The organism is Mycobacterium sp. 1482292.6, assembly GCF_001672995.1.
Lineage (GTDB): Bacteria > Actinomycetota > Actinomycetes > Mycobacteriales > Mycobacteriaceae > Mycobacterium > Mycobacterium europaeum_A.
Map to the genome: position 1 here is coordinate 40,354 of NZ_LZKV01000247.1, position 12,548 is coordinate 52,901.

Genomic DNA, 12,548 nt, shown 5'->3' on the forward strand with positions numbered 1-12,548 from the left:
TCGAGTGTGAATCGTCGGTTTTCAGTGTGAATCCTTGGCGGCGACACGCCGACAACACCCGCTGTAGGTTCACACTGAAGACCCAGGATTCACGCTCAAAGCCCCGATGCGATCGATTTAGCAACCGGCACAACGCCTCTCCACTACTGAGCCAGCGAGATGGCGCGCGCAGTCGCTTCCCGGATCGGGCCGCGCCACACGTCGCCGTGACCGGGTAGCAGCACCTCGGTGTCCAGCAGGGCCAGCGCGTCCAGGCTGCGCAGCGAGTTCTGCTGGCTGTGGCTGAACACCGCGGGCAGCAGCTGCGGCCCACCCCGACGCAGCAGTGGGTGCCCGGTGATCAGCGCGTCGCCGCTGACCAGCACCCCGTCCACCACGTACGAGCAGTGCCCGCTGGTGTGCCCGGGGGTGAACACCGGCCGCGGGTGCCCCGGCAGCCCGGCGGCCACCTCGGCGGTCAGTGGCCGGGTGGAGGGGATGCCGTCGCGGATCAGGCCGCCGCTGCGCAACACGTGCAGGCCCCACGCCGCCCAGCGCGGCCGCCAAATGCGCAGGGCCACATCGAAAACCGACGCCTGTTCCAGGTATTCGCGTTTGGCGTGGCCCACTTCCTCGGCGTGGCAGTACACGGCGGTGCCGTATTCGTTGGCGAGCCAGATCGCCGAACCCAGGTGGTCGATGTGGGCGTGCGTGAGCAGGACGGCCCGCACGTCACCGGGGCCGTAGCTCAGCTCCCGCAGCGACGACAGCACGTCCTCGCGGTCGCCGGGATATCCGGCGTCGATCAGCAGCACGCCGGTGCCATCGACGACCAGCGTCCAGTTAACGGCCTCGCCCCGGGCGAGGTAGACCGTGTCGGTCACTTGGACGAGGGTTGGCGCCGATCCCATGCCCGCGAGTGTAGAAGCCGGGCGTAGCGGGTCGCGACCGTCAGCACAGGAGCGATCGCAAGCGCGGCGAAGCCGGGCGTAGCGGGTCGCGACCATCAGCACAGGAGTAGAAAGAACGAGTGGCTGAACTGAAACTCGGATACAAAGCGTCCGCTGAACAATTTGCACCGCGCGAGCTCGTCGAACTCGCTGTCGCCGCCGAGGGGCACGGCATGGACAGCGCAACCGTCAGTGACCACTTCCAGCCGTGGCGGCACGAGGGCGGACACGCGCCCTTCTCGCTGGCCTGGATGACCGCGGTCGGCGAGCGCACCAAGAGGCTGGTGCTGGGCACCTCGGTGCTCACCCCGACCTTCCGCTACAACCCCGCCGTCATCGCGCAGGCGTTCGCCACGATGGGATGCCTGTACCCGGACCGCATTTTCCTGGGCGTCGGCACCGGCGAGTCGCTCAACGAGATCGCCACCGGATACGAGGGCGAGTGGCCGGAGTTCAAGGAACGCTATGCCCGGCTGCGCGAATCGGTGCGGCTGATGCGCGAGCTGTGGCTGGGCGACCGGGTGGACTTCGAGGGCGAGTACTACCACACCAAGGGCGCCTCCATCTACGACGTGCCCGAGGGTGGCATCCCGATCTACATCGCCGCGGGCGGTCCCCAGGTGGCCAAGTACGCGGGCCGCGCCGGCGACGGCTTCATCTGCACCTCCGGCAAGGGCGAGGAGCTGTACAAGGACAAGCTGATGCCGGCCATGAAGGAGGGTGCGGAGGCGGCCGGCAAGAATCCCGACGACATCGACCGGATGATCGAAATCAAGATCTCCTACGACACCGACCCGGACAAGGCGCTGGAGAACACCCGGTTCTGGGCGCCGCTGTCGCTGACGGCCGAGCAGAAGACCAGCATTCACGACCCGCTGGAAATGGAGAAGGCCGCCGACGAGCTGCCGATCGAGCAGGTGGCCAAGCGCTGGATCGTGGCGTCGGATCCCGACGAGGCGGTCGAAAAGGTCGGCCAGTACGTGAAATGGGGCCTCAACCACCTGGTGTTCCACGCGCCCGGCCATGACCAGCGCCGGTTCCTGGAGCTCTTCGAGAAGGACCTGGCGCCGCGGTTGCGGCGGCTGGCCTAAGCGGTCTGCGGCGCCGTGCTGCCCGTCCAGTGACAGCGATCTATATCGCGGCCCCCGAGCCGGAGACCGGCAAGTCGACGATCGCGCTGGGGCTGCTGCACCGGTTGACCGCCACGGTCGCCAAAGTCGGTGTGTTCCGCCCGATTACGCGCTCCGACGACGGCGAGGACCGCGACTACATCCTGGAATTGCTGCTGTCGCGGACCACCGCGGGTCTGACCTACGAGCAATGCGTCGGCGTCACCTATGCGCAGCTGCACGCCGACGGTGACGCGGCCATCGCCGCCATCGTCGACGCCTACCACGCGGTGGCCGAGGCGTGCGACGTGGTGGTGATCGTCGGCAGCGACTACACCGACGTGACCCGGCCCGCAGAGCTTTCGACCAACGCGCGCATCGCGGTCAATCTCGGTGCGCCGCTGTTGCTGACGGTCAGTGGCAAGGGGCGCACGGCCGCCGAGGTCGCCAGCGTCGTCGAGGTCTGCCTGGCCGAGCTGGACGCCCAGCACGCCCACACCGCCGCCGTGGTGGCCAACCGCTGTGAGCCGGCCGAGCTGACCGAGGTCGCGCAGGCCCTGCGCAAATTCGCCCAGCGCAGCTACGTGCTGCCCGACGCGCCGCTGCTGTCCGCGCCGACGGTGGCCGAGCTGGAAAAGGCCGTCGGCGGGGCGCCGGTCAGCGGCGAAGAGTCACTGCGCGAACGCGAGGTCACCGGCGTGCTGGTCGCCGGGATGACCGCCGACCACGTCCTGGAACGCCTGCGCGACGGCATGGCGGTCATCACCCCCGGCGACCGCTCGGACGTAGTACTGGCCGTGGCCAGTGCCCATGCGGCCGAAGGCTTTCCGTCGCTGTCGTGCATCGTGCTCAACGGCGGTTTCCAGCTGCATCCGTCCATCGCCGACCTGGTCGCCGGGCTTCGGCTGCGCCTGCCCATCGTCGCCACCGCGCTGGGCACCTACGACACCGCCAGCGCGGCGGCGTCGGCCCGGGGCCGGGTCACCGCGACCTCGCAGCGCAAGATCGACACCGCGCTGGAGTTGATGGACAGCCACGTCGACGTCCCCGATCTGCTTGCCCAGCTTGCGATTCCGATTCCCACCGTGGTCACGCCGCAGATGTTCATTCACCAGCTGACGCTGCAGGCACGCGCGGACCGCAAGCACATCGTGCTACCCGAAGGCGACGACGACCGCATTCTGCAGTCGGCGGGCCGGGTGCTGCAGCGCCGCGTCGCCGACCTGACCATCCTGGGCGACGAAGCCCAAATCCGCCAGCGCGCGGGAGAACTCGGGGTGGACCTGGGCGACGCGACCGTGATCGATCCGCGCAGTAGCCCGCTGCGCGACGAGTTCGCCGACCAGTACGCGCAGTTGCGCAAGGCCAAGGGTGTCACGGTCGAGCAGGCCCGCGAGGCCATGCGCGACGCCACGTATTTCGGCACCATGCTGGTGCAGAACTCCCATGTCGACGGCATGGTGTCCGGCGCCGCGCACACCACGGCGCACACCGTTCGGCCGGCATTCGAGATCATCAAGACGGTCCCGGACGTCTCGACGGTGTCCAGCATCTTCCTGATGTGCCTGCCGGATCGGGTGCTGGCCTACGGTGACTGCGCGATCATCCCGAACCCGACGCCCGAGCAGCTGGCCGACATCGCCATCTCCTCGGCACGCACCGCCGCCCAGTTCGGCATCGAACCGCGGGTGGCGATGCTGTCCTACTCGACCGGCGACTCCGGCACCGGTGCGGACGTCGACAAGGTCAGGACGGCAACGGAATTGGTGCGCAAACGCGACCCCGACCTGCCGGTGGAGGGGCCCATCCAATACGACGCCGCGATCGAACCGTCGGTCGCGGCCACCAAATTGCGGGACTCGCCGGTGGCCGGTCGGGCCACGGTGCTGATCTTCCCCGACCTCAACACCGGCAACAACACCTACAAAGCGGTGCAGCGCAGCGCCGGCGCGCTCGCCATCGGGCCGGTGCTGCAGGGCCTGCGCAAGCCGGTGAACGACCTGTCGCGGGGCGCGCTGGTCGAAGATATCGTCAACACCGTGGCCATCACCGCGATCCAGGCGCAGGGGCGGCCGTGACGGAAACGAGTGGCTCCCGCCTGGTGCTGGTGATCAACTCCGGCTCGTCGTCGCTGAAATACCAAGTGGTCGACCCGGATTCGGGCACAGCCCGGGCGACGGGCCTGGTGGAGCGGATCGGAGAGGAATCGTCGTCGGTTCCCGATCATGACGCCGCGCTGCGCCACGCGTTCGACGCGTTGGCCGATGACGGTATCGACCTGAAGACGAGCGGCATCGTCGCGGTGGGGCACCGAGTGGTGCACGGCGGCAACGCCTTTTATCAGCCCACGCTGCTGGACGACGCGGTGATAGGCCGGCTGCACGAGTTGTCGGAGTTGGCCCCGCTGCACAATCCGCCCGCGCTCAAGGGGATCGAGGTCGCGCGCAAACTGCTGCCCGACATCGCCCACATCGCGGTCTTCGACACCGGATTCTTCCACGACCTGCCGCCGGCGGCAGCCACCTACGCGATCGACCGCGACCTCGCTCAGCGGTATCAGATCCGCCGATACGGGTTCCACGGCACGTCGCACCGCTACGTCAGCGAGCAGGCCGCCGCCTTTCTGGAGCGGCCCGTCGGCGACCTGAAACAGATTGTGCTGCATTTGGGTAACGGTTGCTCCGCCTCGGCGATCGCCGGTTCCCGGCCGTTGGACACCTCGATGGGGCTGACCCCGTTGGAGGGGCTGGTGATGGGTACCCGCAGCGGCGATATCGATCCCAGCGTCGTCGGCTACCTGTCGCACACGGCCGACATGGGCGTCGACGACATCGAGTCCATGCTCAACCAGCGGTCGGGCGTGCTGGGCCTGTCCGGTCAGCGCGACTTTCGCCGGCTGCGGACCATGATCGAATCCGGTGACCAGGCAGCGCAATTGGCCTACAGCGTGTTCACCCACCGGCTGCGCAAGTACGTCGGCGCCTACCTGGCGGTGCTGGGGCACACCGACGTCATCAGCTTCACCGCCGGGATCGGCGAGAACGACGCCGCGGTGCGCCGCGACGCGATGGCCGGCATGGAAGAACTGGGCATCGTGCTCGACGAGCGCCGTAATCTCGGCGGCGGCAAGGGGGCGCGGCAGATCTCGGCCGACGACTCACCGATCGCGGTGCTGGTGATCCCGACCAACGAAGAACTGGCCATCGCCCGCGACTGCGTGAGCGTGCTAGGCGGATAAGTAGCCGATACCGTGCGCTCGGGGCCTGTGCACAGACGCGCCCGCGGACCGCGTTCGACGTGAGATGGTTCGCGACATGAGGCAAGTGCCGTTTATCGGCAGCGAGGAGCTGGCGTCGGGAAGGCTGAGTCGCCACCAGCTGCGGGCGGCCTACCGCGCGGTGTTTCCGAACGTGTACGTGCCCGCACACGTGGAGCCGTCGCTGCGGGTGCGCATCCGCGCGGCCTGGCTGTGGTCGGGCCGCAGGGCGGTCATCGCGGGAGCGGCCGCGGCGGCGCTGCACGGCGCCGAATGGATCCCCGACGGCGTGCCTGTTGAGCTGATCCATCCCAACACCCGTCCCCCGAACGGCGTGTTGACGCATCGGGAAACGCTGTATGCCGGTGAGACTCAGCGCCAGGACGGTCTGCCCGTCACCACACCGGAGCGAACCGCCTTCGACATCGGGCGGCGGGGCGCGGTGCGGTCCGCCGTGGTGCGGCTCGACGCCCTCGCGCACGCAACGGGTTTCAAGGTCGACGACGTGCTGCGGGTCGCGATGGCGCACCCTCGCTCGCCCGGGCTGCGGGCGTTAGAGGCCGCGCTCGAGCTGGTCGACGCGGGTGCACAGTCGCCCCGGGAAAGCTACCTGCGGCTGTTGCTCATCGACGCGGGACTGCCGCGGCCGCAGACCCAGATCCCGGTGCTGGGGGCCGACGGCCTGCCGATCGCCTACCTGGACCTGGGCTGGCCGGACGCCATGGTCGGCGTCGAGTATGACGGCGACCAACACCGCACCGACCGACGCCAGTACGTCAAGGACATTCGCCGGATCGAAACGCTGGAGCGGCTGGGGTGGATCGTCGTCCGGGTCGTCGCGGAGGACCGGCCCGCCGCGATCATCCACCGGGTGCGTGCAGCGTTGACGAAATCGACTGTGAAATAGCGGCTTTCAGTGTGAAACTACGGTGTGGTTTGTCGGCGTGTCGCCGCCCAGGGTTCACACTCAACGCCCACGATTCACACTCGACGGGACGCGGGCCGGATGCCGCGCCCAAACGGGCGCCCAACCGGGCCCCGAGTCGCGCCTAACGCGAACCGCTAGAACGTGCTGGTGGGGCGAACCCGGTTCGCCATGTCCACCAGCGCGTAGCGGTGCCGCTGGGTGGGGGCGACGCGGGCCAGGTTGCGCAGCGCCGCCTCGACGCCGAGCCGCAGCCCGTGCTCGGTGAACGGGAAGCCCAAGATGTGGTTGGTGCTGGCCTTGTTGTCCTCCAGCCAGTCCATCGCGCAGCCGAGCACCAGGGCGCGGATCTGCAGCACGCGGGGCTCGGTGGGCGGCAGCGCCTCCACCCGCCGCGCCGCGTCGCGGATGTCCTCCTCGGTGATCTCGCTCTTGGTGCGGCCGGATAGCAGCGTCACCGCGCTGGTCAGCCGCGCGGTGGTGAAGTGCCGGGAGGTGGCGGGCACCTCGTCCAGCGTGCGCACCGCGGCGGCCCGATCCCCTTCGGCGGACAGTGATCTGGCCAACCCGAACGCCGCCGAGATCACCCCGTCGTTGGTCTTCCACACCGTCTCGTAGAACTTGTGGTCGTCGACGTCGCCGGCCAGCTCGGCGGTGGCGGCCAGCGCCAGCTTGGGCGCCAGCTCGCCGGGGAAGGTGTCCAGCACTTCGGTGAAATGCGTTGTGGCCGAGTCGTAGTCGCCGGTGAGCAGCTCGGCGACGGCCTTGTACCACACCAGCCGCCATTGCCAGCCCACCCGCTCGGCCAGGTCGTCGAGCTTGCGGGTGGCCTTGGCCACGTCGCCCAGGTCCAGCAGCGCGCGGACCTCCATCAGCGGCAGCTCCACCGACTCGGACACCTCCACGCCGTCGGCGTCCAGCGTGCCGTGCCGGGCCGCGCGCAACGAATCGAGCGTCTGCACCGGCTGGGACAACACCGTCGCCTGCAGGACCGGGGCGGCGACGTCGGCCGGATCGACCAGCGGAACCTGCAGTGCCGTAACGATTTCGCGGGCGGTCAGCTTCTCCGAGTGAACCTGGCCGTCCAGGTACACGTCGGTGTGCGCGACCAGCAGGTCCACCCCGAACGTCGAGCGGCTGGGGGAGAAGATCGTCGACAGGCCGGGCCGCGGGATGCCGGTGTCGTGGGCGACCACCTCGCGCAGCACGCCCATCAGCTGGGCCGACATCTCCTCGGTGCTGCCGAACCGGCGCCGCGGGTCGGGGTCGGTGGCGCGGCGCAACAACCGGCGGAAGGAGTCGTAGGTGGTCAACACCGGGTCGTCCTCGGGCAGGCCGTCGACGTAGCGGCCGTTGCGCGTCTGCAAATTCAGCGTCAGCGCGGCCAGTGTGCGGCCCACCGTGTAGATGTCGGTGGCCACCGTCGGCCCCGTCCGCACGATCTCGGGGGCCTGGAATCCCGGTGTGCCGTAGAGGTATCCGAACGAATTGATCCGCGACACCGCGCCCAGGTCGATCAGCTTGAGCTGCTCCTCGGTGCGCATGATGTTCTCCGGCTTCAGGTCGTTGTAGACCAGGCCGATGGAGTGCAGATAGCTCAACGCGGGCAGGATCTCCAGCAGGTAGGCGACGGCCTCGGCGACGGGCAGCTTCTCACCCTTGCCGTGCTTGAGCGGCTGCCCACCGACGTACTCCATGACGATGAGGCCGACCGGATTGTTGTGCTGATCCTTGTGCTCGACGAAGTTGAAGATCTGCACGATCTGCGGGTGGACCACCTCGGCGAGGAACTGTCGTTCGGCCATCGCGATCGCCTGGGCCTCCGCGTCGCCGGAGTGCACCAGACCCTTGAGCACCACCGGCCGGTCGTTGACGTTGTGGTCGACCGCCAGATAGACCCACCCCAGGCCGCCGTGGGCGATGCAGCCCTTGACCTCGTACTGGCCCGCGACGATGTCGCCGGGATTAAGTTGCGGCAGAAAGGAATACGGGCTGCCGCAGGACGGGCACCAGCCCTCCGACGTGCCCTTGGCTTTCTTGCTGGACCGGCCCACCGGTTTTCCGCAGTTCCAGCAGAAGCGCTTGGATTCCGGCACCACCGGATTGGTCATCAGGGCTTCGAGCGGGTCGATGTCGCGTCCGCGCGGGATCTCGACCAGGCCGCCGCCGAGCTGGCGGACCGCGGGCAGCGATCGCGTCGCGACCGTCAAGCGGTCCTGCGGATCGGTGTCCAGGGCGCCCAGCGAGATGTGCGGAAAGTCGTCGTCATCGTCGTCGTCGTCGAAATCGGGACGGAACAGCGCCTGGGTGGCCTGCAGCCGCCCGGTCGCCGCGCCGGTCTGGACGTCGGCCGGCTGGGTGCCCGGGGCCACGTCCGCCACGTCTTCCGGGTCGGATTCCGGCTGCTCGGTTTGCTTGTCCGGCTCGGCCATCAGTCCAGATACCTCGGCGTGGGCGGGGCCGGCGCGGGACCCAGCACCGTCAACCACTTGCGGTACAACGTGTTCCACGTACCGTCCCGGCGGATCCGTTCCAGGGTTCCGTTGACGAACCGCACCAGTCCGGTGTTGTTCAGGTTGACCCCGATGCCATAGGGCTGGGTGGCCATGTTGGGCCCGACGATGTGCAGATACGGATCCTCTTCGACCAGCCCGGCCAGGATCGAGTCATCCGTGCTGACCGCGTCGATCTCGCGCTGCTGCATCGCCACCAGGCAGTCGGCCCAGTTGACCACCGACACCACGACCGGCGGCGGATCGATCTGCTGGATGCGGTGCAGCGACGTCGTGCCCTTGGCGACGCAGACGCGCTTGCCGGACAGGTCGGAGACCTTGACGATCGACGAGTCGCGCGGGGCCAGGATGCGCTGGTTGGCGTCGAGGTAGACGGTCGAGAAGTTCACCAGCTTGCGCCGGTCGCAGGTGATGGTCATGGTCTTCACCACGATGTCGACCTCGGAGTTCTGCAGCGCGGTGACCCGCTCGTCCGACGACAGGATCCGGTACTCGACGTGCGAGGGCGCCCCGAAGATGTCGCGCGCGATCTCGCCGGCGATGTCGACGTCGAAACCGGTGATCTCGCCGGTGATTGGATCGCGGAAGCTGAACAGGTTGCTGCCGATGTCGAGGCCGACGATCAGCCGGCCGCGGGCGCGGATGTCGGCGACGGCGGCGTCGGCCTCCGCCTTGGTGGGGAAGGGCCGCAGGCTGGCGGTGAGGTCGCAGTTCTGGTTCGGGCCGTCGGGCGGCAGCCGCAGCTCGGGCGGCAACTGCTCCATGCCGACCGGTGTCGGCGGCGGCAACGTCGGCACGCTGGCCACCCGCAACGACTCCGTGTGCCCGCAACCCGCCAGCACCACCACCGCGGCGGTCGCGGCGCCCGCCCGGCGAAGCATCCGCAGGCCGAGCATCATCGATACTCTTTCAGCCTCGGCCACAGGCCCAGCGCCACCGCGATGGCGGCGCCGAGGCTGAGCACCACGCCACCCACCTGGGCGCCGGACAGTCCGCTGCGCGCGTTGATGACGTCGTTGCGCAGCGTGATGCGGCCCTGATCCATGGCCTTGACCAGCTCGTCTTCCAGCTTGTCGAACGCGGGGGTCGAGTCTTCCTCGCTGCTGCCCAGCGCCACCTGCGTCGCGGCCCGGTAGTTACCCACCGAGATGTAGGAGGTGATCCGGTCGTTGGCCTGCCGCCAGCGCAGCAACAGCTGGTCGGCGCCCTCGAGGTCCGGCTTGTCGACGGCGTCGCTGCGGGACATGTACTGGTCGAGCTGGCGGTGCATGGAATCGATGCGCTGGTAGAAGGATTGCTTGCGTTTCTCCTCGTCGCCGCGGCGGATCAGCGACAGGGTTTCGTCGGCGCGCGCCTGCTGGGCGGTGATCGCGACGTTGGTGACGGTCTTGAGGGATTCCGCGGCAGTGTCCTTCGCGCTACGACTGGCCGTCGTAGAAATGGTCAGCGCAGTTCCAACCCAAACCACCATGACGAGAATAGCGAGTGCGCCCACCACCAGGCCCGGGTTGATTCGGCGGCGGGTGCGCCGCGCCAGCCAGCGGTGCGAGAACGCGCCGAAGATCACGGTGGCGCCGACCACCATGATCACCGGGGCCGGGATCTGCGTCGACGCGGTGGTTTCCGCGTCCACCCGCTCCGACGTCGCCTGATACAGCCGCGCCGCGTCGGGCAGGATCGTCGACTGCATCAGGCCCGAAGCCTCCGACAGGTACGACGAGCCGACGGGATTGCCCTCCCGGTTGTTGGTCCGGGCGATTTCTATCAGGCCGGTGTAGACGGCCAGCTCGGCGTTGATCCGGCCCAACAGCTGCACCAGCGGTTCGTCGGTGAGCCCGCTCGAGGCCCGGGTCACGGCGACGGACGCGTCGGTGATGGCCTGCTCGTAGCGCTGGCGCACCGGCTGTGGTTCCGCCTCGGCGATGAACGCGGTCGCCGCCGCGGCGTCGGCCACCGACAGGGTGGTGTAGAGCCGGCCGGCGGCGAACGACAGCGGCTCGGTGTGGTTGAGCACCGTGGTCAGCACCTGCTGCCGGTGGTTGATGGTGGTCGAGGTGGCGAAGGCGCTGATGCCGCCGAGCGCGGCCAGCACGATGCCGATGGTCAAGATGCGCCCCGGCGTCGTGGAGATGAACCACCAGCGGGGATGAGCCGGTTCGGCCGGCGACCGCGATCCCTGCGGCTCGGTCGACGGGTGTGCCAGCTCAACCGTCACGTTTGATCAGCCCTCATCTCTCGGCCACTCGATTTCGCTGCACGGACCTCTATAAGCGAAGTCTAAGAGCATGTTCGGGTGGATGGGTGGAGGCAGACGCAATTGGCGACGCCCCAACCAAGTCTGCATATCCTGAATCGGTGCAGGGCGACGGTGACGGTTGGGTGATCTCCGACAGCGGCGCCCATTACTGGGGCCGGTACGGCGCGGCGGGTTTGCTGCTGCGGGCCCCGCAGTCCGACGGTACGCCCGCGGTGCTGCTGCAGCATCGCGCCGTGTGGAGCCATCAGGGCGGCACCTGGGGACTGCCGGGCGGCGCCCGGGACAGCCACGAAACGCCGGAGGAGACGGCGGTCCGCGAGGCGAACGAGGAGGCCGGGCTGCTCGGCGAGCGGCTGGCGGTGCGCGCCACGGTGGTCACGGCCGAGGTCGCCGGCATCGCCGGCACGCAGTGGAGCTACACCACCGTGATCGCCGACGCCGACGAGTTGCTGCACACCGTGCCCAACCGGGAAAGCGCCGAGATGCGCTGGGTCGCCGAAAACGAGGTGGCCGACCTGCCGCTGCACCCGGGCTTCGCGGCCAGCTGGCAGCGGCTGCGCACCGCGCCGGCGGTGCTGCCGCTGGGCGACGGCGACGAGCGACGGCGATACCTGCCGCGCACGATCGAGATCGAGACCGGCGTCTTCGTCTGGTGCATGCCCGGGCCCCCGTCGGAGGCCGACCGGGCGCCCTCGCAGCTGGCCCGCCGGATCAGCGCGCTGCTGCCAGCGCCGAACTGAGCCGCGTGGCCGCGGCCCGCGGCTCGGCGGCCGCGGTGATCGCACGCACCACCACGATGCGCCGGGCGCCGGCGTCGAGCACCTCGGGCAGCCGGCGCTCGTCGATGCCGCCGATGGCGAACCATGGTTTGTCGGTTCCCAGCCCGGCGGCCACCTTCACCAGCGGCAGGCCCGGCGCCGCGCGGTCCGGTTTGGTAGGCGTGGGCCAGCACGGCCCGACGCAGAAGTAGTCCGCTTCGCTGCGCGCGGCCGCGGCGGCCTGATCGGCGCTGTGGGTGGACGAGCCGAGCAGCACGTCCGGCCCGACGATGTCGCGCGCGATCGCCAGCGGCAGGTCGCCCTGGCCGAGGTGCAGCACGTCGGCCCCGGCCGCGCGGGCGATGTCGGCGCGGTCGTTGACGGCGAACAGGGCGCCGTGCCGGCGTGCCGCGGCGGCCAGGACCTGACACGCCGCCAGCTCCTCACGCGCCTCCAGCGGGCCGAACCGCTGCTCACCGGCCGAACCCTTGTCGCGCAGCTGGATGATGTCCACGCCGCCGGCCAGGGCGGCGTCGGCGAATTCGGCCAAATCGCCGCGCTCACGGCGCGCGTCGGTGCACAGATAGAGTCGCGCCGCGGCCAGCCGGGCAAGAGGTTGATGCACACCGAGACGCTAGCGCGCTAGCGTGGAGCCGAAGAGAACCACCAGACACGGGAGTCCCGGGTAGTCGAGGCGACTGCGGGGCTGAGAGTGGGCACAGCCGGAGCCACCCGGACCTGCCCTTACCGTCACACCTGATCCGGATCATGCCGGCGAAGGGAGGCTCGAGAATGACCGGG

10 protein-coding genes and 1 riboswitch are annotated in these 12,548 nt (G+C 69.2%); of the genes, 5 read left to right on the plus strand and 5 right to left on the minus strand.

The genetic code is table 11. The annotated features are described in order from the left end of the window. Positions 1-143: 143 nt before the first annotated feature. Positions 144-890: an MBL fold metallo-hydrolase gene (locus tag A5624_RS24605; RefSeq protein WP_066872395.1), complete on the minus strand. Its 747-nt coding sequence runs from the start codon at positions 888-890 to the stop codon at positions 144-146. A 119-nt stretch (positions 891-1,009) separates the two neighbouring features. Here A5624_RS24605 and fgd point away from each other — a divergent pair, with 119 nt between their 5' ends. The 4 genes from fgd (at position 1,010) to A5624_RS24625 (ending at position 6,201) form a co-directional block, all read left to right on the plus strand. Beyond that, complete coding sequence (gene fgd / locus A5624_RS24610) at positions 1,010-2,020, plus strand: glucose-6-phosphate dehydrogenase (coenzyme-F420) (protein WP_007768513.1); 1,011 nt, start codon at positions 1,010-1,012, stop codon at positions 2,018-2,020. 29 nt (positions 2,021-2,049) lie between these two features. After that, positions 2,050-4,116, plus strand: coding sequence for a phosphate acetyltransferase (gene pta, locus A5624_RS24615; RefSeq protein WP_066872398.1), 2,067 nt, complete (start codon positions 2,050-2,052; stop codon positions 4,114-4,116). Next, positions 4,113-5,276 carry an acetate kinase gene (locus tag A5624_RS24620; RefSeq protein ID WP_156749186.1) on the plus strand — a complete coding sequence of 388 codons (1,164 nt, stop codon included), beginning with the start codon at positions 4,113-4,115 and terminating at the stop codon, positions 5,274-5,276. The genes pta and A5624_RS24620 overlap by 4 nt, the downstream gene beginning before the upstream one ends. Before the next feature lie 76 nt (positions 5,277-5,352). Then, positions 5,353-6,201 carry an endonuclease domain-containing protein gene (locus A5624_RS24625; RefSeq protein WP_066872545.1) on the plus strand — a complete coding sequence of 283 codons (849 nt, stop codon included), beginning with the start codon at positions 5,353-5,355 and terminating at the stop codon, positions 6,199-6,201. A 155-nt stretch (positions 6,202-6,356) separates the two neighbouring features. Here A5624_RS24625 and A5624_RS24630 read toward each other — a convergent pair whose 3' ends face one another. From A5624_RS24630 to glnX, 3 genes are read right to left on the minus strand one after another with little or no spacing between them, the layout of a single operon-like run. Then, positions 6,357-8,651 (minus strand): serine/threonine-protein kinase PknG, encoded by a 2,295-nt coding sequence (locus A5624_RS24630; protein ID WP_066872404.1) that lies wholly within the window; start codon positions 8,649-8,651, stop codon positions 6,357-6,359. After that, positions 8,651-9,613 carry a glutamate ABC transporter substrate-binding protein gene (locus A5624_RS24635; RefSeq protein ID WP_156749190.1) on the minus strand — a complete coding sequence of 321 codons (963 nt, stop codon included), beginning with the start codon at positions 9,611-9,613 and terminating at the stop codon, positions 8,651-8,653. The genes A5624_RS24630 and A5624_RS24635 overlap by 1 nt, the downstream gene beginning before the upstream one ends. Positions 9,614-9,627: 14 nt before the next feature. Beyond that, positions 9,628-10,947 carry a protein kinase G-activating protein GlnX gene (gene glnX, locus A5624_RS24640; RefSeq protein ID WP_066872410.1) on the minus strand — a complete coding sequence of 440 codons (1,320 nt, stop codon included), beginning with the start codon at positions 10,945-10,947 and terminating at the stop codon, positions 9,628-9,630. A gap of 140 nt (positions 10,948-11,087) precedes the next feature. Here glnX and A5624_RS24645 point away from each other — a divergent pair, with 140 nt between their 5' ends. After that, positions 11,088-11,729 carry an NUDIX hydrolase gene (locus A5624_RS24645; protein WP_066872413.1) on the plus strand — a complete coding sequence of 214 codons (642 nt, stop codon included), beginning with the start codon at positions 11,088-11,090 and terminating at the stop codon, positions 11,727-11,729. On the opposite strand, the gene thiE is transcribed toward A5624_RS24645, so the two are convergent. Then, positions 11,701-12,372: a thiamine phosphate synthase gene (gene thiE, locus A5624_RS24650; RefSeq protein ID WP_066872416.1), complete on the minus strand. Its 672-nt coding sequence runs from the start codon at positions 12,370-12,372 to the stop codon at positions 11,701-11,703. The two genes, A5624_RS24645 and thiE, sit on opposite strands and share 29 nt — an antisense overlap. Positions 12,373-12,409: 37 nt before the next feature. Further along, a riboswitch (TPP riboswitch) is annotated at positions 12,410-12,547 on the plus strand. The last annotated feature ends 1 nt before the right edge of the window (position 12,548 follow it).